This window comes from Streptomyces sp. RPT161 (assembly GCF_027533845.1).
Taxonomy (GTDB): Bacteria; Actinomycetota; Actinomycetes; order Streptomycetales; family Streptomycetaceae; genus Streptantibioticus_A; species Streptantibioticus_A silvisoli_A.
The window spans coordinates 216,855-236,459 of the sequence record NZ_JAPZVN010000003.1; the positions used below are offsets into that span (position 1 = coordinate 216,855).

General features: G+C 72.2%; 18 protein-coding genes. 9 read left to right on the forward strand and 9 right to left on the reverse strand.

Going from position 1 to position 19,605, the window contains the following annotated elements:
• Positions 1-28: 28 nt before the first annotated feature.
• The gene (locus O5O46_RS09095) at positions 29-1,564 is read left to right on the forward strand and encodes a hypothetical protein (RefSeq protein WP_269854798.1); all 1,536 of its coding nucleotides are present in this window, start codon (positions 29-31) and stop codon (positions 1,562-1,564) included.
• A 43-nt stretch (positions 1,565-1,607) separates the two neighbouring features.
• Here the strand turns inward: O5O46_RS09095 and yczR are convergent, their stop codons facing one another.
• Entirely contained in the window at positions 1,608-3,107 is a 1,500-nt protein-coding gene (gene yczR / locus O5O46_RS09100) for a MocR-like transcription factor YczR (RefSeq protein ID WP_269854799.1), read from the reverse strand.
• A 102-nt stretch (positions 3,108-3,209) separates the two neighbouring features.
• Between yczR and yczE the strand changes: the two genes are divergently transcribed.
• The 4 genes from yczE (at position 3,210) to O5O46_RS09120 (ending at position 6,800) form a co-directional block, all read left to right on the forward strand.
• Complete coding sequence (yczE, locus tag O5O46_RS09105; protein ID WP_333482355.1) at positions 3,210-3,881, forward strand: membrane protein YczE; 672 nt, start codon at positions 3,210-3,212, stop codon at positions 3,879-3,881.
• Positions 3,882-3,899: 18 nt separating this feature from the next.
• The gene (locus tag O5O46_RS09110) at positions 3,900-4,679 is read left to right on the forward strand and encodes a glycerophosphodiester phosphodiesterase (RefSeq protein WP_269854801.1); all 780 of its coding nucleotides are present in this window, start codon (positions 3,900-3,902) and stop codon (positions 4,677-4,679) included.
• Positions 4,680-4,751: 72 nt separating this feature from the next.
• Positions 4,752-6,131, forward strand: coding sequence for an MFS transporter (locus O5O46_RS09115; RefSeq protein WP_269854802.1), 1,380 nt, complete (start codon positions 4,752-4,754; stop codon positions 6,129-6,131).
• Positions 6,132-6,425: 294 nt separating this feature from the next.
• The gene (locus O5O46_RS09120; protein WP_255925068.1) at positions 6,426-6,800 is read left to right on the forward strand and encodes an RNA polymerase-binding protein RbpA; all 375 of its coding nucleotides are present in this window, start codon (positions 6,426-6,428) and stop codon (positions 6,798-6,800) included.
• Positions 6,801-6,875: 75 nt separating this feature from the next.
• Here O5O46_RS09120 and fxsA read toward each other — a convergent pair whose 3' ends face one another.
• The 5 genes from fxsA to O5O46_RS09145 all read right to left on the reverse strand — a co-directional run bounded on the left by fxsA (position 6,876) and on the right by O5O46_RS09145 (position 12,942).
• Entirely contained in the window at positions 6,876-7,451 is a 576-nt protein-coding gene (fxsA, locus tag O5O46_RS09125; RefSeq protein WP_269854803.1) for an FxsA family membrane protein, read from the reverse strand.
• 249 nt (positions 7,452-7,700) lie between these two features.
• On the reverse strand, positions 7,701-8,486 hold the full coding sequence (locus tag O5O46_RS09130) for a polyprenol monophosphomannose synthase (protein ID WP_269854804.1): 786 nt from the start codon (positions 8,484-8,486) through the stop codon (positions 7,701-7,703).
• On the reverse strand, positions 8,486-10,147 hold the full coding sequence (gene lnt / locus O5O46_RS09135; RefSeq protein WP_443072434.1) for an apolipoprotein N-acyltransferase: 1,662 nt from the start codon (positions 10,145-10,147) through the stop codon (positions 8,486-8,488). The genes O5O46_RS09130 and lnt overlap by 1 nt, the downstream gene beginning before the upstream one ends.
• Before the next feature lie 672 nt (positions 10,148-10,819).
• Entirely contained in the window at positions 10,820-12,454 is a 1,635-nt protein-coding gene (locus O5O46_RS09140) for an amidohydrolase (RefSeq protein WP_269854805.1), read from the reverse strand.
• A 47-nt stretch (positions 12,455-12,501) separates the two neighbouring features.
• Complete coding sequence (locus tag O5O46_RS09145; protein WP_255925064.1) at positions 12,502-12,942, reverse strand: Lrp/AsnC family transcriptional regulator; 441 nt, start codon at positions 12,940-12,942, stop codon at positions 12,502-12,504.
• A gap of 213 nt (positions 12,943-13,155) precedes the next feature.
• Here O5O46_RS09145 and O5O46_RS09150 point away from each other — a divergent pair, with 213 nt between their 5' ends.
• The gene (locus tag O5O46_RS09150) at positions 13,156-13,551 is read left to right on the forward strand and encodes a hypothetical protein (protein WP_269854806.1); all 396 of its coding nucleotides are present in this window, start codon (positions 13,156-13,158) and stop codon (positions 13,549-13,551) included.
• Between the two features lie 89 nt (positions 13,552-13,640).
• Here O5O46_RS09150 and O5O46_RS09155 read toward each other — a convergent pair whose 3' ends face one another.
• Entirely contained in the window at positions 13,641-14,813 is a 1,173-nt protein-coding gene (locus O5O46_RS09155) for an acyl-CoA dehydrogenase family protein (protein WP_269854807.1), read from the reverse strand.
• A 403-nt stretch (positions 14,814-15,216) separates the two neighbouring features.
• On the opposite strand from O5O46_RS09155, the gene O5O46_RS09160 reads away from it, so the two are divergent.
• Positions 15,217-15,897, forward strand: coding sequence for a hypothetical protein (locus tag O5O46_RS09160; protein WP_269854808.1), 681 nt, complete (start codon positions 15,217-15,219; stop codon positions 15,895-15,897).
• Positions 15,898-15,965: 68 nt separating this feature from the next.
• Here the strand turns inward: O5O46_RS09160 and O5O46_RS09165 are convergent, their stop codons facing one another.
• Both O5O46_RS09165 and O5O46_RS09170 read right to left on the reverse strand, forming a co-directional pair.
• Complete coding sequence (locus tag O5O46_RS09165; protein ID WP_269854809.1) at positions 15,966-16,553, reverse strand: nuclear transport factor 2 family protein; 588 nt, start codon at positions 16,551-16,553, stop codon at positions 15,966-15,968.
• A gap of 58 nt (positions 16,554-16,611) precedes the next feature.
• Positions 16,612-16,986, reverse strand: a complete 375-nt coding sequence (locus O5O46_RS09170; protein WP_269854810.1) for a cupin domain-containing protein — start codon at positions 16,984-16,986, stop codon at positions 16,612-16,614.
• A 98-nt stretch (positions 16,987-17,084) separates the two neighbouring features.
• Here O5O46_RS09170 and O5O46_RS09175 point away from each other — a divergent pair, with 98 nt between their 5' ends.
• Positions 17,085-17,570, forward strand: coding sequence for a MarR family winged helix-turn-helix transcriptional regulator (locus tag O5O46_RS09175; protein WP_269854811.1), 486 nt, complete (start codon positions 17,085-17,087; stop codon positions 17,568-17,570).
• Positions 17,571-18,052: 482 nt separating this feature from the next.
• Positions 18,053-19,600: a YncE family protein gene (locus O5O46_RS09180; RefSeq protein WP_269854812.1), complete on the forward strand. Its 1,548-nt coding sequence runs from the start codon at positions 18,053-18,055 to the stop codon at positions 19,598-19,600.
• The last annotated feature ends 5 nt before the right edge of the window (positions 19,601-19,605 follow it).

Sequence of the window (19,605 nt, forward strand, 5' to 3'; positions counted from 1 at the left end):
CACCCCTTCGGCCCGCTTTGGAGTCCATGTGGCCCGGCGCCCCCTCCCCGGCATCCTGAGCAACCGGCCCGCCTGGGACCGTGGCCGCGACCTCGCACGGTTCGCCGCCGACAACGCCACGGACGTCCTGCACCCCATCATCACCATCACCCGAGGGCTGCGCCGCCAGGCCGCCTGGCTGCACCGCTGGTGGTCCACCGCCCCCAGGGACCGCAGGAACACCACGCTGTTCGTCTCCGCCGCCGCGCTGTTCGTCGTGGCGCTGCTGCCGTACGGTCCGGTCCTGGTCGGCGTGGGGCTGATGGGCTCCGCCGCGTGGCTCGGCCGGGACCGCGTCCGGGCTCCGGACGGTCCCAGCGAGGCCGAGCGCGTCAGGCTGCGGTGCCTCTACGAGGCGCTCGTGCCGTACCTGAGCGCCGAGGGCGATCCCCGGCCGCTCTACCGGCACGAGGGCGACTGGCGGCACGCCTTCGTGGCGTACCAGTTCGCGCAGGGACGGCTGGTCGCGCTGCGGCTGCGCTACCCGGCGTACTTCACCGACGGCGAGCCCGAATCGCGGGCGCGCATCGAGCAGTTGCTGCACGCGAAGGCCGGGCGCGGGCGGGAGTACCGGTTCGACTGGAACGAGGAGGAGAACCACCTCACCCTGACCGCGCTGCCGCCGCTGCCCACCACCATCGTCGCCCAGCGGTTCGTCACCGCGCCCGGTGAGACGGTGCTCGGCTTCACCGACGCGGACTCCGCGAGCCGCACCATCCCGGTACGGGTCGACGACACGGTACGGGACGCGCCACCGGTGGTCTGGCGGACCGGGCCGCGCTCGACCGAACCCCATCTGCTGGCGGTCGGCCGCCCCGGCAGCGGGGTGACCACCCTGCTGCGGTCCATCGCCCTCCAGGCCCTGCACCACGGTGACCTGCTGGCCGTCGACGGCGGCGGCACCGGCGAGTACCTGTTCCTGTCCGGGCGGCCGGGGGTGCTCGCGGTGGAGAGCGGGCTGGCGGGGGCGCTCGCCACGCTGGAGTGGGCGGCACACGAGACGGAACGGCGGCTGATCGCGGTCAGCCGGGCCCGGCAGGCCGGGCGGCCCGCGCCACGGGACACCCGGCGACCGCTGTGGATCATCGTGGACCGGCCGAGCGGACTGTCCCAACTCGCCCATGCGGAAGGGCGCACGGATCCGCTGCGGCTGCTGGAGGTGCCGCTGCGGCACGGCCGCGCGGCGGGCGTCGCGGTCGCCCTCGGCGAGCAGGCGGAGGCGCTGGACTTCGGCGAGCTGCGGCACGCCAACGCCCGGGTGGTGCTCGGCGCCCTGCCCGCCGCGCAGATCCGGGACGTGCTCGGCGCGCTGCCGTGCACGACACCCGCGGCGCACGTGCCGGCCGGGCGCGGGTACGCCCGGCTCGGCGACGGCCCGGTACAGCGGCTTCAGGTTCCGGCCACGCCGGATCCGTACGACGAGGACACCCCCGACGCCCACCGGCAGTTGGTGCTGTCGCTGCTTCCCACCGCCCATCCGCAGCCCGTCTCCATGGCCAAGTCCCCCGAAACCGGGGGCGGTTGAGTCGAGCGGATGTCGTCTGGGGGCAGGCCCCCAGACGCCCGGCTCACGCCACCAGGGATCCGGCGGTCTGCAGGTCGATCGGCCCCCCGGACCGCACCGCCTCCGCGGCGGCGGCCAGGCGGGAGACCGCCTCGTCCGCCACCGAGGCGGCAGCCGAGAACGGCAGGCGGATGTAGCCCTCGAACGCGCCGTCCACGCCGAAGCGCGGACCGGACGGCACCCGCACCCCGTACTGCTCCCCCGTCACGGCGAGCCGGGAGCCGGACACGTCACCGGTGCGCACCCACATGGTCAGACCGCCCGCCGGGACCTCGAACTCCCAGTCAGGGGTGCGCCTGCGCAGCGCGTCCACCAGCGCGTCGCGGTTGGCCCGGGCGAGCGCGCGGCGCAGCGCCACCGCCTCCGCCCAGCCCTCGCCGCGCATCAGCCACACCACCGCGAGTTGCTCGACGACCGGTGAGCCGAGGTCCAGGTAGGCCCGGGCGGCCACCATCCGGCGCACCAGTTCGGGCGCCGCCCGTACCCAGCCGATGCGCAGCCCCGCCCAGAACGCCTTGCTGGCCGAGCCCACCGTCACCACCGTGCCGCCGCCCCGGTCGTAGGCGGCGAGCGGGCGCGGCATGCCGTCCTCGGGGTCGATGGACAGCTCCGCCATCGTCTCGTCGGCGACCAGCGCCACACCCGCCGCGCGCGCCGTCTCGACCAGTTCGCGGCGCTGGTCGTCACCGACCAGCGCACCGGTGGGGTTGTGGAAGTCCGGGATCACGTAGGCCATGGACGGCGCGACGTCCCGCATGACCCGCCGCCAGGCGCCCAGGTCCCAGCCCGCCAGTCCGTTCGCCATCGCCACCGGGACCAGGCGGGCGCCGTTCTCCCGGAACAGTTGGAGGACGTTGGCGTAGCTGGGCGCCTCCACCGCGATCCGTTCCCCGCGCCCGGCGAACAGCCGGGCGGCGGCGGCCACCGCGCCCATCCCACCGGTGGTCACCATGATCTGCTCGGGCATGGTCGGCACACCGCGCTCGGTGTAGCGGTTGGCGATCGCCTCGCGCAGCGCGGGGATTCCGGCCGGGTAGTCGCCGTGGGTGGCGGCGTAGGCGGGCAGTTCGGCGAGCGCGCCCTGGATGCCCCGGGTGAGCCAGGGCTCCGGTGCCGGAAGCGCCGCGCAGCCGAGGTCGATCACCGAGGCGGCGGTCTCCGGGGGCAGCGGCTCCAGGCCTCCCGCGGGCACCGGGCGGCCGTCCGGTACGGCGGTCCAACTCCCCGCGCCCCGGCGGGACTTGACGAACCCGTCGGCGCGCAGCGCCTCGTACGCGGCGGCCACCGTGGTACGGCTGACACCGAGCGCCACCGCCAGCTCCCGTTCGGCGGGCAGCCGTGCCGCGACCGGCACCCGGCCTTCGAGCACCAGCAGCCGTACGCCGTCCGCGAGCCCCCGGTACGCCGGGACCTTGCGGCCGTCACCGCGTCCGCCCCGCTCACTGTGCGGAGCCAGCAGCCGCGCCAGTTGTGCGGCACTCACCGCGGCAGTCCACTGCGCCATCAGGACCAGTCCACCTTCCCTGGATTGGCCGTGGAATTGGACCATGGCCGTACTTCAGAGTGACACGGAGCCAGCCACTTCACCAGGGGGGTGTCCGCTTTGCTGGTTTCCCGTCCGCGTTTTCTCCGCAGGGGTTCACGCATCGGCCGTCGTCTCGTCCACCTCTATGTCGGACTCGTGCTGTACGGCGCGAGCGACGCCCTGCTGGTCCGCGCCGGACTCGGCCTCGACCCATGGGACGTGCTGCACCAGGGCGTCACCCGGCACACCGGGCTGAGCATCGGCACCGTTTCGATCATCGCCGGGGCGCTGGTACTGCTGCTGTGGTGGCCGCTTCGGCAACTGCCCGGTCTGGGCACGGTCTCCAACGTCTTCCTGGTCGGGCTCTCGCTGGACGCGACGCTGCGCCTGGTGCCCGTACCGCACTCGCTGACCGTGCGGGTACCGCTGCTGGCCGCGGCGATCGTGCTGAACGCCATCGCCACCGGCCTGTACATCTCGGCCCGCTTCGGTCCTGGACCGCGCGACGGGCTGATGACCGGACTGCACCGGCGCACCGGCCGCTCCATCCGGCTGGTGCGTACCGCGATCGAGGTCGCGGTGCTGGTGTCGGGCTTCCTGCTCGGCGGTTCGGTGGGCGTCGGCACGGTCGCGTACGCGCTGGCGATCGGCCCGCTGGCCCAGGTGTTCCTCGGTGTCTTCGCGCTGCCCGGGACGGGTGAGGGCACGGTGGTGGCCCGGGACGCGCAGGCACCGGCCAGGGCGTGTGCGTAGCGCGCGATACTGCGTGGTGTGAGCGCACCCCGTCACCCCTTCCTCGACCAGCCGGGACCACTCGCCTTCGCCCATCGCGGCGGTACGGCGGACGGCCTGGAGAACACCCTGACCGCCTTCCGGCGTGCGGTCGACCTCGGCTACCGCTATCTGGAGACCGACGTGCACGCCACGGCCGACGGCCAGCTCGTCGCCTTCCATGACGCGACGTTGGACCGGGTCACCGACGGCCGCGGGGCCATAGCCGATCTGCCGTGGAGGGAGGTGCAAGCCGCCCGGGTGGCGGGCAAGGAGCCGGTTCCGCTGTTCCACGAGTTGCTGGACGCCTTTCCCGAGGCCCGGTTCAACGTGGATGTGAAGGCCGCCGCGGCGATCGAACCACTGGTGCGGGCCATCGAGCGGGCCGACGCCTGGCACCGGGTCTGCGTGGGCTCCTTCTCCCAGGCCAGGGTGGACCGGGTGCGAGCGCTCGCCGGTCGACGGCTGGCGACCTCGCTCGGCGTTCGGGGCGTCGCCGCGCTGCGGCTGCTGAGCTTCGGCGGACGGCTGCCCGCGCCAGCCGCCGTGAACGCCGCGGTGTGCGTCCAGGTACCGGAGTGCCAGTCGGGCCTGCGCGTGGTGGACCGGCGGTTCCTGCGCGCCGCCCACCGCAGGGGCCTTCAGGTGCACGTGTGGACCGTCAACGACCGCGAGCGGATGGGTATGCTCCTCGACCTCGGTGTGGATGGCATCATGACCGACCAGATCGAGACGCTGCGCGCCGTGCTGGCCGAGCGGGGGGCCTGGCCGCAGGGCTGAGCCCCCACACGGTCTGGGACAACGGCCGGTACCCCGGGGTCGGGGACCACGGGGGACGACAAGGGGACAGCGTTGGGCGGGCAGGACAGACGGGACGCGACCACGACCGCGACGGCACCGGCCGTCGGCCGTTCGCCGCGGGAGCGGCGGCGCGAGCAACGGGGCTGGTACTTCTACGACTTCGCGATCACGGTCTTCTCCACCAGTGTGCTGACCGTCTTCCTCGGTCCGTATCTGACCGAGGTCGCCAAGGCCGCGGCCGACGCGCAGGGCTATGTGCATCCGCTGGGGGTTCCGGTCCGCGCGGGCTCGTTCTTCTCGTACACCGTCTCGGCGGCGGTGCTGCTGTCGGTGTTCGTGATGCCGCTGGCGGCGGCGGTCGCGGACCGTACCGGGCGCAAGAAGCCGGTGCTGGCGCTGTTCGCCTACCTGGGCGCGGGCGCCACCACCGGCTTCTTCTTCCTGGCCGGGAACCGCTATCTGCTGGGCGGGGCGCTGCTGATCGTGGCCGTGGTCAGCTACGGGGCCTCGATCGTGGTCTACAACTCGTTCCTGCCGCAGATCGCCGAGCCCGACGAGCGGGACACGGTCTCCTCACGCGGCTGGGCCGCGGGCTACGTGGCCGGTTCGATAGTGCTGGTGGCGAATCTGGCGCTGTTCTTGAACCATGACTCCTTCGGCGTCTCCCAGGGCATGGCGGTGCGGATCTGCATGGCCTCGGCCGGGCTGTGGTGGGCCGTGTTCGCCGTCGTGCCGCTGCGGCGGCTGCGGGACCGGCCGCTGGTGGCCGCGGAGTCGGGGGCGGCGCTCGGCCAGGGGTGGCGGCAACTGGTCTCGACGGCACGTGAGTTGCGTCACTACCCGCTGACGCTGGCCTTCCTGCTGGCCTACCTCGTCTACAACGACGGCGTGCAGACGGTGATTTCGCAGGCCTCGCTGTACGGGTCCCAGCAACTGGGGCTCAGCCAGACCACGTTGATCGCGGCGGTGCTGCTGGTCCAGGTGCTGGCGGTGGCGGGGGCGCTGCTGATGGGGCGGCTGGCCCGGCGTTACGGGGCGAAGCGGACCCTGCTGTGCGCGCTGGTCGCCTGGACCGCGACCGTGACCGCCGGGTTCTTCCTGCCAGCGGGGCGTCCGGCCTGGTTCTTCGTGCTGGCCTGCGCGATCGGGATGGTGATGGGCGGCAGCCAGGCGCTGTCCCGGTCACTGTTCTCGCATCTGATCCCGGAGGGCAAGGAGGCCGAGTACTTCGCCGTGTACCAGATGAGCGACCGGGGCACGAGCTGGCTGGGCCCGCTGCTGTTCGGCCTGGCGTTCCAGCTGACCGGGGACTACCGCTACGCCATCATCTCGCTGGTGGTGTTCTTCGCGGTGGGCTTCGTACTGCTCGCGCGGGTACCGGTACGGCGCGCGGTGGCCGCGGTGGGCCGTTCGGCGCCTGGCCTGATTTAGCTCCTGAGGCGGAAGGGGAGTAGTGTACGCGGTTGACCAGCCGGATGGACCGTTACTGCGCGCTAAGGATGCAAAAACGACGGGTGATATCTCCTGTCAGATGTGACAAAACGGGCGGCGGCGGGTACAACAAAGGGCGGCACGAACAGGCGGTGCTGCGCGATTAGCGCCTCCAGTGAGGGCGACGACGGGCAGATGTCCGAATCGGGAATCTTCACCGCCGACCGGACGTTGACCGGATGACGACGACAGCGACACCTGTCCTGTGGGCGACAAGCCCGGGAGGCACGATTCATGAGTGAGCGAGCTCTCCGCGGCACGCGACTCGGGGCGACCAGCTACGAGACCGACCGCGGCATCGATCTGGCCCCGCGCCAGACGGTGGAGTACGCATGTCAGAACGGACATCGCTTTGAGATGCCGTTCTCAATGGAGGCCGAGATTCCTCCGGAGTGGGAGTGCCGCGCCTGCGGTGCCCAGGCGCTTTTGGTGGATGGAGAGGGCCCCGAGGAGAAGAAGACCAAGCCCGCGCGTACGCACTGGGACATGCTCATGGAGCGCCGTACCCGTGAGGAACTCGAAGAGGTGCTGGCCGAACGGCTGGCCGTGCTTCGTTCCGGCGGCATGAACATCGCGGTGCATCCGCGCGACAACCGCAAGTCCGCCTGACCAGGCGTACAGCGACACACGGCCCGGGCGGCGGCACACACTGCGTGTGCCGCCGCCCGGGCCGTCTGCGTACGGTTACGGGGTCAGCGGCGGCCGGGAGGCGCCCTTCCCGGGCTCCGGTGGCCGCGAGCCGCCGTCGCTGATCACCTCGCCCTGCACCACCTTGCCGTCCGGCCAGCGCATCCGCATCTGCTCCCCCGCGCCACGCGCCTGCTGGAAGGTGTCACCGAGAGACCCGGGGGCGGACCGCCGAAGCGCCCTGCCCGCGACCTTGGCCAGCGCCTTGCGGGTGGGTGGGAACAGGCACAGCAGCCCGGCCGCGTCCGACAGGAAGCCCGGGACCATGATGAGCAGGCCGCCGAGCATCTCCATCCCGGCGCCGTCCGAGTTCACCTCGGGGCCGCCGGAGCGCAGCGCCCCGGTCAGGCCCTGCCAGGCACGCCGCCCGGCCCGCTTGACCGCGTAACCGCCGACCAGGAATCCGGCGAGCAGCAGGAGCAGCACCATGCCGCCACCGATCGCTCCGGCCACCACGGTGAGCAGCCAGATCTCCAGTACCGCCCAGACCGCCACCGCGAGCGGGACGAGCGGCCGGGGACGGGAGCGGGTGGGCCGCGACGGACGGGACGGGTCAGGTGCGCCGAAGGTCATACCCCCAATTGTGCCTGGCACCGCCGGATTGCTTTCGGCGGTGCCATCTCGGTCCCCGGGGGCCGACGCTGCGGTGGGGTGGCCGGGTTGCGCCGACGGGATACCACCGGAGCGCATCGCGGGGTGCTCGCCGTCACGGCGGAAACGACGATCCGTCGCGCCGACGAGCGACCACAACGTTCGAGACCGGCGGTCTCGAACCCACCGCAGCCCGGCGAACCCCGTCCACCTGGCGCTACGCGCCGCCGCTCACTTGCGGCCGCGGACCCGGTTCAGCCGGGAGCTGACGCCCCAGGTGGTGACCCGCCACAGGGCCTCCACGACGATGTTGCGGCTCATCTTGCTGTCGCCGCGCTCGCGTTCCACGAAGGTGATCGGCACCTCTACCACCTGGAAGCCCTTCTGGACCGCGCGCCAGGCCAGGTCGACCTGGAAGCAGTAGCCCGCCGAGGCCACCTCGTCCATGCCCAGGCCCTCCAGGGTCTCCTTGCGGAAGGCCCGGTAGCCGCCGGTCACGTCCCGGATCGGGACGCCCAGCATCAGACGCGAGTAGGTGCTGCCGCCGCGCGAGAGGAACTCGCGGGACTTGGGCCAGTTCACCACCCGGCCGCCCGGGACCCAGCGGGAGCCCAGCACCAGGTCGGCGTTCTGCAGCGCGGTCAGCAGCCGCGGCAGTTCCTCGGGCTGGTGGGAGCCGTCGGCGTCCATCTCCACCAGCACGCCGTAGCCGTTGTCGATGCCCCAGCGGAAGCCCGCCAGATAGGCGGCGCCGAGTCCTTCCTTGCCCTTGCGGTGCAGCACCTTGACGTGGTCGTCCTCGGAGGCGAGCTCGTCGGCGATCTTGCCGGTGCCGTCCGGGCTGTTGTCATCAGCGATCAACAGGTGCGCCTCGGGCACGGACTCCCGCACCCGGGCGACGATCGGCTTGATGTTCTCGGCTTCGTTGTAGGTCGGGATGATGACCAGTACCGTGCCGAGCGGGCCGAACTGCCGCCCCTGGGCGCCGCCTTGGGTGACGCCGTCGCCGTTGTTCACTACTTCCCCTTATCCTCCATACGTCCCCGCCTGCCAGGCCAGATCGCGGCGGCGCAGGACAGGACGCCCACCATAGCGAGAGTCCACTCGGGTACCGCGCCGATCCTGTCGGCAACGGTGGTTCCATCGCGTAGCGGGAGGTTCACATTGAGCACCTCCCGGGTGAATTCCTTGCTTCGCTGCTTGACGGTGCCGTTGGGTTCAACTAGCGCGCTGATTCCGCTGGTTGCCGCCGCGACCACCGCCCGGCCGTGCTCGACGGCCCGCAGCCGGTACATCGCGAGCTGCTGCTCGGGTTGACCGGTTCGCCCGTAGGTGGCGTTGTTGGTCTGTACGACAAGGGCGCGCGCGCCCGCGTTCACCGTGTCCCGGACGATCCCGTCGTAGGCGACCTCGAAGCAGATCACGTCGCCGAGCCGGGCGCCGCCCATCGTCATCACGCCGGTGTGCTTGCCGGGGTAGAAGTCGCGCGGGATCTCGTCCAGCCGGTGGATGACCTTGGTCAGCTCCTTGCGGAACGGCACGTACTCGCCGAACGGCACCGGGTGCTGCTTGGTGTACGAGGCGCCGGGCCCGGTGGTCGGCGACCACAGGATGCCCTCGTTCTGCACGTGGTCCGCGTCCGGCCCGTCGACCAGGGCGCCGACCAGCACCGGCACGCCGATCGCCCGTACCGCCCCGGTGATCGCGTCGTACGCCTGCGGGTAGCTGAACGGGTCCAGGTCGGAGGAGTTCTCCGGCCAGATCACCAGGTCCGGCTTGGGGACGCGGCCCGCCTTGATGTCGCGGGCGAGTTGCAGGGTGGCGTTGACGTGGTTGTTGAGGATCATCATCGGGCGGCCGAGGAAGTGCATCCCCGGCTGGGCCACGTTGCCCTGGACCACGGCGACCTTCAGCTGACCGTCGGCGTTGGTCGGCACCGGTACCGCGTAGCCGCAGCCGCCCACCAACAGGGCCAGCACGGCGGCGCCGAGCCCGGTGAACGCCTGCCGGCCCCGGCCGCGCGAGCGCCACCCGGCGAGCACGGCGGCGGCCAGCAGCCCGCCGCACAGCGCGACGACGAAGGTGACCAGCGGGGCGCCGCCGAGCGCGGCGAACGGGGTGAACGGCGAGCCCGCGTTGGCGAACGCCAGCCGCCCCCACGGGAAGCCGCCGAACGGCACCCGGTCCCTGACCAGTTCCTCCGCGACCCACAGGCAGCCGACCCACAGCGGCCGGCAGCGCAGCCGCGAGGTCAGCGCGAGTCCCGCGCCCAGCGGCACGAAGAAGGCGGCCTCGATGGCGGACAGTCCGATGACCGCGTCCCAGCCGACCACGTGCAGCCACTGCAGCAGCCAGACGAAGAACGGAAACCCGAAGGCGAACCCGGTCCACGCCGCCTGGCGGGCGGTACGGCGGTGGGTGAGCAGCGTGAGCGCGGCGACCGCGGCGATCGACAGCGGCCACAGGTCGTAGGGCGGGAAGGCGGCGGTGAGCGCCAGTCCGCCGGCCACCGCGAGGGCGGTGCGCCGCCAGTCCGCGCGGGCCGCCCGGGCCAGCCGTCGCATCCGCCCCGGCCGGTGCCCCGGTTCCGTCCGGATGCCGGGTTCGGGCGCGCCGAGGGTACCGTCCACGGGTCGAGCGGTGGCGGTGTCGGGTCGCGGTGGCACGGTCGCGGCCATTCCTCTTCTGCGTAGGGGCGACGTCCGTTGCTGGCGGAAGCCGGGGCGCTTCCGGGGACGCTGAGTCGCGATGGTCGTGCAGTGACCGTACAACGACTGAGCGCCCGCCGTCGCCGCCGGGGCGCAAAGCCTTGGGAAGGGGAGGTTTTGCCGACCCTTTCCGCACCAAATGGAACGCTCCGCTCCGCGTTTCCGTGCGGGCCGCGGGCGGCGGTTTCCGCGGGCGGCCGCGGTGGACTGCGGATGGGGACCGGAACGCCCTTCGGGCCGACCTGGGAACCGCTGGCTGCGGATCGACCGAGAGCCGTTGTCTACTGGACGTCCGGGCCCCACCCGGGTCGCACCTGCCGCCCGGGCGGCACCCTTCCCCCCTGGCCCGCCCGCGAGCGGTGAGGGGCCGCGTTCCGTGCCGCGGGCGCTGGACCTGGCTCCCAGCGGCGGAGCGCCCGTTCGGCGCGCCACCCCATGGCCCAGCGGCGGTAGACGGAAGACACGGAGGATCCCGGTCGGTCGTCCTGGTGGACTCGGCCGAACCTACTCGCCCGCGACCGCAGCCTGTCAACACCCGTGTGACCTGCGGCAATTCGGCAAATCAGCAGGTCAGTGCGGGATCGTCGGCCGGGCCGCGACAGGCCGAGTGGGCATCGTTCGGCGGTACGGCCGGGACGGGTGTCACTCGTTCGGCCGCTCGAAGACCGTCCGTCCGCCGACCACCGTGCGCACGCAGCGCGGCAGGGGCTCGCCCGGAGTGAGATCGGGCAGGCCAGGGGTGCCGGAGCGGGGGTCGGTCGACCAGTTCGCCACCCGCTCGTCGGGCGCCTGCACCACCAGCTCGCCCGCCCGCCAGAGCGCGTAGTCGGCCGGTGCGCCCGGCACCAGCACCCCGGCGTCGTCCCGCCGGGCGGCCCGCCAGCCGCCACGGGTGTGCGCGGTGAAGGCGGCACGCACCGAGACCCGGTGCTCGGGCGTGCGGTGGAAGGCGGCAGCGCGCACCGTTCCCCACGGGTCGAGCGGGGTGACCGGGCTGTCCGAGCCCAGCGCCAGCGGCACCCCGGCCCTGAGCATCGCCGCGTACGGGTTGAGGGTGCGCGCCCGCTCGGCGCCGAGCCGGGCGGCGTACATCCCGTCCGTACCGCCCCAGGTCGCGTCGAAGGCGGGCTGCACGGAGGCGACCAGGCCGAGGTCGGCGAAGGCCGCGATGGTGTCCTGGTCCAGCATCTCGGCGTGCTCCACCCGGTGCCGGGCGGCCCGCACCCGCTCGATGCCCAGCCGCTCGGCGGCGGCCCGCACACCGGCGATCACGGCGGTGATCGCCGCGTCACCGATGGCGTGGAACCCGGCCTGCATCCCGGCCTCGGTGCAGGCGCCCACGTGCTGGGCGATCTGCTCCGCGGTCAGATACGCGCTGCCGGTGGTGCGGTCGGCGTCGGCGTACGGCCGGTGCAGGCACGCGGTGTGCGAGCCCAGCGCCCCGTCCGCGAACAGGTCACCCGCCGCGCCCAGCGCGCCGAGGTCACGCACCCGGTCCAGCACGCCGTCGGTGCCGGACAGCGCCGCCTCCGCCCAGTAGGCCAGCACCCGCGGTCCGGGCTCCTCGGCGGCCAGCCGCAGCAGTGCGGTCAGATCGTCCTCGCCGCTGATCTGCGGTCCCGCGCACTCGTGCAGCGCGCCGATGCCCAGCGAGGCGGCCTCGCGCAGCGCGGCCCGCTGGGCGGCGCCGCGCTGCTCGGGCGCGATGGCGTCCTGTGCGGCGCGGCGCACCGCGTGGTGGGCGTCCCGGGTCAGCGGCCCCTCGGGGTGGTAGCCGGTCAGCTTCTCGACACCCGGGACCAGGTCGAGCATCGCGGTGGTGACCACGGCGGAGTGCATGTCCGCGCGGGTCAGGTACAGCGGACGGCCACCGGTGGCGGCGTCGAGTTCGGCGCGGGTCGGGGTGCGCGACCCGGGCCAGCGGGCGGCGTCCCAGCCGTGGCCGAGCAGCACCCGGTGCCCGGGGTGCTCGGCCGCGTAGCCGGTGACCCGGGCCAGCGTGTCGCCTAGGTCGCGGGCGCCGGACAGGTCCAGGCCGGTCAGCGCCAGACCGGTGGCCGTGGCGTGCACATGGGCGTCGGTGAACGCCGGGGTGACGAGCGCGCCGTCAAGCGGCACGACCTCGTCCACCGAGTCGGCGAAGCCGTCGGCCGCGCCTTCCGAACCGATCCAGGCGACGGTGCCGCCCTCCACGACCATGGCGGTGGCGAAGGGATCGGCGGGGCTGTACACGGTGCCGCCGCGCAGCAGCACGGTGCCCGGGGTGCGCTCGTTCATGGTCACCAGTCTGGCGCCCGCGCTGCGCGCGCCTGCGCCAGGGTGGCTCACAGATGCGGCGGCCGGGCCTCGTACGGGGTGGACAGCACGACGGTGGTACGGGTCGACACGCCCGCCAGGCTGCGGATCCGGGCCAGCAGGTGCTCCAGGGCGCCGGGGGTGGCGACGCGCACCTTGAGGATGTAGTTCTCCTCACCGGCGACGCTGTGGCACGCCTCGATCTCCGGTACGTCGGCGAGCCGGTCCGCGATGTCGTCGGGCGCGCTGGGGTCGAACGGCGCCACCGAGATGAACGCGGTCAGCGGCAGGCCGACGGCTTCCGGGTCTACGATCGCCGCGTAGCCGCGGATCACCCCCCGTTGCTCCAGTCGCCGTACCCGTTGGTGCACCGCCGAGGTGGACAGGCCGGTGGCCCTGCCCAGGTCGGTGTAGCTCATCCGCCCGTCGGCGACGAGCAATTCCACGATCTGCCGGTCCAACTCCTCCACGACCGATCAACCTACTGCCACCACGCCGCTCAGGCACAACGAGCGTTACCCATGCGCCCCGTGCGCCCCCTCGTGTGATTAACGCCACAGCCCGTGCCACCGGTCGTCCCTGGCGTTGCGATTATCGACTGGGGGTGACGGGAAATGCTCAGCTCAGGTCGTGGCCACGGGCCGGGCCGTCCCACCAGAAGGTGTCACAGGGGGAGATCCACCATGCGTGCAGGCAAGCGGCAACCGGTGCTCGACGAGGACTTCGCCGGGGACGTCACGCAGGACGTCGACGGCGGTGCGGAAGACGACGTCACGGAGGCGTTCGGGGACGGGGACGAGGAGATCTACGGGATTTTCCGGGTGCAGTGCCCGGAGTGCGGCCGCCCCATCGCGCTGCTCGCGGACGAGGAGGTGCTGCCGGAGCACGCTTTGTGCGCGACCCCGTGGAACCCCTTCGGGCTCACGGTGTGCGCGGGTTCCGGCAGCGCCGTCGAGGACGCGGCGCCGGTCGACGATGACGGGGCGGACGAGCAGGACGTGGCGTCGCTGCTCACCCTCCCCGAGGGGCTCGACTGGCGGACCCAGCCGTTCTCGCACGCGAACCGGCCCCGGCGATAACGGAGTTGGGTGGTCCGAGGGCTGCCGTCCTCGGACCACCCCAAGCCCGTGGGCGTGCGGCTCCGGGCAGGATCCCGCCGGAAGGGCGCCTAGCGGCTTTCCGGCCCCGCCAAGTGGCGTGCGATGACCATGCGTTGGATCTGGTTGGTGCCCTCGACGATCTGCAGCACCTTCGCCTCGCGCATGTAGCGCTCGGCGGGGAAGTCGGCCGTATAGCCGTATCCGCCGAGGAGTTGGACCGCGTCGGTGGTCACCCGCATCGCGGTGTCCGTGCAGTACAGCTTGGCCATCGCCGCCTGCTTGCCGAACGGCCGACCGGCGTCCCGCAGCCGGGCGGCGGTCAGGTAGAGCGCCCGGCCCGCCTCGATGCCGGTCGCCATGTCGGCGAGCAGGAACCGCAGGCCCTGGAAGTCCACCAGCGGGCGCCCGAACTGCTGACGCTCCGCGGTGAAGGCCAGCGCCTCGTCAAGGGCGGCCTGTGCGACGCCGATGGCGCAGGCCGCGATGCCCAGGCGGCCGGAGTCCAGAGCGGACAGGGCGATGGTGAAGCCCTGGCCCTCCTCGCCGATCCGCCGGGCGTCCGGCACCCGTACGCCGTCGAAGTGCAGCTGGGCGGTGGGCGAGCCCTTGAGCCCCATCTTCCGCTCCGGCGCGGCGGCGCTGAGCCCCTCCGCGTCGCCCGGCACCAGGAACGCGGTGATGCCCCGCGGACCCTCGCCACCGGTGCGGGCCAGCACGGTGTAGAAGTCGGCCACCCCGCCGTGGGTGATCCATGCCTTCGTGCCGTTGATCACCCACTCGCCACCGTCGCGCACCGCACGGGTGCGCAGGCTCGCGGCATCGGAGCCGGAGGCCGGTTCGGAGAGGCAGTACGCGCCGAGCAGTGAGCCGCCGAGCATCGCCGGGAGGTGTTCGCCGCGCTGCTCCTTGGTGCCGAACTGGGCGACGGCGTGGCAGGCCAGGGTGTGCACGCTGGTGCCGAGGCCCACGGTGAGCCGGGCCGCCGCGAGTTCCTCGAGCACCTGGAGGTACACCTCGTACGGCTGCTCACCGCCGCCGTACTCCTCCGGGTACGGCAGGCCGAGCAGACCGGCGGCACCGATGGTGGCGAAGGTGTCGCGGGGGAAGCTTCCCGCGTCCTCCTCCTCGGCGGCCCGGGGCCGGATCTCCCGCGCGGCGAGCTCGCGGGTGAGTCCGAGAAGATCGCGGGCCTCCTCGGTGGGCAGTTGTCGTTCGACCGGCTGCGGGCCGTCGTATGGCATGGCGGCGCTCCTCCCTGTCGGGCGGGTCGGCGGCGGACGCAGGGGGGTGGCCGACGCCGCCGCGATGGATTACCCAATGCCGATGATCGCCCACCGGGTTACGGTCGTGGCTGATCAGCGGCCTGTGGCGGTTGGAGTATGCCCGATCAGGGGCCGTCCGTCACGGGGTGTGGACCACGCCCCACAGCTCCCGGCCCGGGTGACTTCCCAGCTGGCGGGCACCGCGACGGGATCCACCCACTATCTGATAAACCGCCAGTTAACTGCGGGGGGCGGCTCCGGCGTACGATGGCCCGCCGTTACCGGTACGGGGGCGCGGCGTCGCACCGGCCGGTTCCGGACAACAGCCGGCGGGCAGTCTTGGAACGGTCCGATCCGCCCGGCCGGGAGGGGAAAAGTCACCGTGCCCACCACCATCCGCCGCTCGCTGCTGGTCCTGGCATCAGCGCTGCTGCTCGCGTCCTGTTCCGGCTCGAAGGGGTCAACTGGCCAGCAGGACAACGGCAACAAGGGCGCGCCGCCGTCCGCGGCTGCCCCGTCCGGCGCCAGTGGCTCGATCCCGCAGGGTCCGGGCCCACAGCCCGCCTACCGAGTACAGCCACAGCCCGCCCCGGGGTCGTGCCACTTCCGCTACGAGCACAACCAGCCGCTGCCCGACCCGTCCTGCACGCCGGGCGCGCTCAACCCCAAGGTCACCCAGGCGACTTTGGCCTCCACCATCTGCCGCTCCGGCTACACCTCCGGCATCCGGCCACCGGTGAGCATCACCAGCCGCGAGAAGGAGGCCAACGCCAAGTCCTACGGCTACACCCAGTCGCTGCGCGACGCGGAGTACGACCACCTGGTCAGTCTGGAACTCGGCGGTGACCCGAACGACGCCCGCAACCTGTGGGTCGAGCCCCCGTCCCCGGGCCACACTCCCGGCTCGGGCCCCAACAACGACAAGGACAAGGTGGAGGCCCGACTGCACAGCGCCGTCTGCAGGAACCAGGTAACCCTGTCCGCCGCCCAACAGGCGATCGCCCACGACTGGACGACGGCGGAGCAGGTCCTGGGCATCACGAAGAGCAGCCAGCAGAAGTAGCGCCCGCGGCAAGCGGGTTGACGCTGCTGACGCACCCGCCGGCTTGGCGCCCAGCCATGGCCGGCGGCTCAGCCCTTGGGGTCGAGCCAGTCGAAAAGCGACCGGTAGAGCCGCTGGACCGGTGCGGGGCGGTCGTCGCCGTAAAGGTCGTCGGCGACGGGGTAGCCCCTGGCGTTGAGCAGGTGGGTGAGCATCCGGTAGGAGGGCCGCGTCCCGGCCAGGGTGTCCGGGTCGATCCCAAGGTGTGTTCCCGGCACGCTGGGGAGCAGGCTGTCCCGCTCGTAGACGGGGTCCAGGGAGACGATCAGCCAGCGGCCCGTACGCCGCTCGGCGCGGTACAGGAGCCGTGCGTGTGAGGTGAGGTCCGCCTCGACGCCGTTGAGTTCGCCACGCATGTGGATGGCGGCGGCGACCTCCCCCACGGCCTTCGCGCCGAGAACGTCCACGACGGGCGGGCCGAGGGTGTGGGTCGCGCTGTCACCGCGGGCGGCCATCTCCCGCGAGGCGGCCACGAAGTCGGCGCCGCTGCCGCGAAACCAGCTGAGGCGGATGGCCGCGTCAGCCGCCAGGCACTCCCCCATCTGCGACCACCAGCCCCGATCGCGGCTTCGGCGCTCGTGCAGGATCAGCTGTGACACCTCGGTGACGTCGTCCATGAGCGGACCTTTCTGCTGGACGGAGGCGCGGCGGCGGCCCTGCCGTGGAGGATTTGGCTCACTGTGCCCAGGGCGGCGGGAAGGTGGTGCCGCCGACGGTGGCGTTCATACCGGCCGATGTGACCGCCGTGACCGCCGCCGGGGCGTGCGTTGAGGCGTTGCGCAGTCGCAGGACGGAGCGGGCGGGGACGATGACGGCATCGCCCGGCCCGGCGAGGACCTCCTCGCCCGCGACGCTGGCCGACACCTCGCCGTCGAGGACGACGAACACCTCTTCGCGGTCCATGTGGTGCGGTTCGCTTTGTGCGCCCGGCGCCAACTCCAGCGACCAGACGGCCAGTTCGGTGCTGCCCCGGGAGGGCACGGCCAGCGGACGGAAGGTGAAGCCGTCACGGTCGAAGACCGGCGCACCGGCGAGGGTGGACAGGGGCATGACGCTCCTCCAGGGGATATAGTCAACCTGATTGACCACTTCACACTATGCCGCAGCCACGGACAGGTCAATGCGGTTGACCAATTGAAGGAGACGCCGTGCCGTCCAACCCCGACCTCGCCGATCGCCGCCCGGGACAGGTGCCCCTGCTGCTGGCCATCGCCTACCGGGCGATGACCGACCACTTCCACAGCCGCCTGACCGAACTCGGACGCGAACCGCTACGTCCCGCGCACGGCTACACCTTCCGCTACCTCGCCGCCCACCCGGGCGCCACCACAGTCGACCTCGCCGCCCATCTGGGCATCACCAAGCAGGCCGCCTCCAAGGCCGTCGCCGAGCTCCAGGACTGGGGCTACGTGCGACGCCAACCCCACCCCGTCGACAAACGGGCACAGTCGCTCGCCCTCACCGAACGCGGCCACGAGTACGTGCGCCTGGCCGACCGGCTGTGGGCGGAGGTGGAACAGCGGTTCGCCGACATCATCGGCCCCGACCGCCTCGCCGCACTCGACCAGGACCTGCGCGCCTACATCGACCACGTCTACGGCGACCAGCCCGTCCCGTTCCGCCCGGTGTGGTGAGCGCACCGGCAACGCCAGCGCGGTCAGCGCACCCGGAGCCGCAGACGCCCTGGCCGCCCGGCGAGCCGCACCGGCCCTGTCCGACCCCGTCGCCGACTGCTCCCGTTACGCCGCCTTCGGCGAGACCAACTCCGAAGTCGCCGACGTGCCCGCCAAGTTCGACGAAGTCGTGGCCTACGAGCCTGTACGGCCCCACGCACGGACGCCACCCGGAACGGCCCATTGGGGCGAAAGCCTCACACCGAGATGAGCCGGAGCGAAAAGTCGCATATGTTCCTTGGTGGTTGCCGGACAACCCGCGTCATCCGCCAGTGAACCGACGTCGGCGAGCCCCCGCGTTCGAGGGTGTCGCAGCTACGCGCGAAACCGATCCACAGGCCCCCGCGTACCCGGGGCCCGGAGCGATGCCACGTTGCCGGCGGACCCCGCGGCCTGGTGAGTGGCGGTTGGACCGCCACTTTCCCGAGCGAAGGAGTGTCCCCATGCGCACGAGGCTCAGTTCGGCCCTGGCGATCCTGGCGGCGAGCGTCCTGGCGTCGATCACCGGCTGCTCAGCGGGCGGGGTACAGGAAGAGGCGGCGGTGAGTCCGGTCCGCGCGTCGAAACCGGCGGCCGACTCGGTCGGCGGCCCCGCACGGACACAGTCGGTGGTCCGCCCGCCGGGGTTGGCGCAGGGCCAGGAACGTACGGTCGTCCAGGCCCCCGCACTGCCCGGAGCACAGCCGATCTCCGGAAACGACCGGGTCTACACCGCCGACCAGGACTCCAACACGGTGAGCGTGATCAATCCGGCGACGAGCACGGTCCTCGGCACCATAGCCCTCGGCCAGCCGCGGATGGCTCCCGCCGCGGACGTGCTGGGAGCCATGTACCACGGTGAGATCGACGTGCACGGCCTCGGCTTCTCCCGGGACGGGAAGTGGCTCGACGTCGTAGATGTAACCAGCAACGCCGTCCACGTCATCGACACCGCCACCAACAAGGTCGTCCGCACCGTCTACCTCGGCCGGGCGCCGCATGAGGGATTCTTCTCGCCCGACGGCACCCGGCTGTGGGTGGCGGTGCGCGGCCAGGACTACGTCTCGGTGATCGACTGGCAGGCCGGCCGGGAGGTCGATCGCATCCACACCGAGGACGGACCGTCGAAGGTGGTCTTCAGCCCTGACGGCAGACTCGCCTACGTCAACCACTTGCGCGCCCTGGTGCTCGACGTGATCGACGTGGGCTCCCGGCGGGTCATCAGGCGCGTGCCCATCCCCGCCGAGGCCGGCGAGTCGTCCGACGAGGCGATCTCCCCCGACGGGCGGGAGATCTGGCTCGGCATGCCTACCAACGGCCGCACCACCGCCGTGCTCAACGCCGCCACCTACAAGGTCGAGGCGGTACTGCGCACCGGACCGCGCACCAACCACCCCAACTTCGCCACGGTCGGCGGCATCGACTATGCCTACCAGACCGTGGGCGGCCTCAACGAGACCCTGGTGTACCGCCGGTCGCACAACGGAACCCCGCCGACGCTGGTCAAGACCATCCACAACCATGGCTACGGATCCCACGGCATCTGGCCGAGCCCCGACAACACCCGGATGTACGTGGCCCTGCAGAATTCCGACGCGGTCGACGTCATCGACACCAGAACGATGTCCGTCATCACGACACTGCCCGTCGGCCAGTCGCCGATGGCGCTGGTGTACGTGGCCCGCAGCGCACCGGCCACCACGACGCAGAACCTGGGCCGACAGGGTTTGGGCATGCGGACCGAGCACCTTCCCGTGCAGGCCCCCGGTACCTCCGGCAAGGGAACGGCCCTGATCCGGGCGCTTCCCGGCATCGACGAGGTCACCATCGGCGCCACCGGGCTGCCACCCAACCGGACGTTCACCGCCTATGCCGTCGAGGGCAGCCGCAGGACGGCGCTGATGTCGGTGGTGAGCAACGAGTTCGGCAACATCGACGAGGGCCTGTCCTACTCGTACTTCTTCACCAACCACTACACCTCGGTCATCCTCCGGGCAGGCCTTCCGAGCTGACTGCC

Bases quoted from the DNA above. Each gene is read 5' to 3' on its own strand.
- O5O46_RS09170 (WP_269854810.1), bottom strand. From the start codon at position 16,986: ATGCCCCTGTCCACCCTCGCCGGTGCGCCGGTCTTCGACCGTGACGGC.
- fxsA (WP_269854803.1), bottom strand. From the start codon at position 7,451: ATGACCTTCGGCGCACCTGACCCGTCCCGTCCGTCGCGGCCCACCCGC.
- O5O46_RS09155 (WP_269854807.1), bottom strand. From the start codon at position 14,813: ATGCCATACGACGGCCCGCAGCCGGTCGAACGACAACTGCCCACCGAG.
- O5O46_RS09140 (WP_269854805.1), bottom strand. From the start codon at position 12,454: ATGAACGAGCGCACCCCGGGCACCGTGCTGCTGCGCGGCGGCACCGTG.
- O5O46_RS09180 (WP_269854812.1), top strand. From the start codon at position 18,053: ATGCGCACGAGGCTCAGTTCGGCCCTGGCGATCCTGGCGGCGAGCGTC.
- O5O46_RS09165 (WP_269854809.1), bottom strand. From the start codon at position 16,553: ATGGACGACGTCACCGAGGTGTCACAGCTGATCCTGCACGAGCGCCGA.
- O5O46_RS09120 (WP_255925068.1), top strand. From the start codon at position 6,426: ATGAGTGAGCGAGCTCTCCGCGGCACGCGACTCGGGGCGACCAGCTAC.
- O5O46_RS09150 (WP_269854806.1), top strand. From the start codon at position 13,156: ATGCGTGCAGGCAAGCGGCAACCGGTGCTCGACGAGGACTTCGCCGGG.
- lnt (WP_443072434.1), bottom strand. From the start codon at position 10,147: ATGGCCGCGACCGTGCCACCGCGACCCGACACCGCCACCGCTCGACCC.
- yczR (WP_269854799.1), bottom strand. From the start codon at position 3,107: ATGGCGCAGTGGACTGCCGCGGTGAGTGCCGCACAACTGGCGCGGCTG.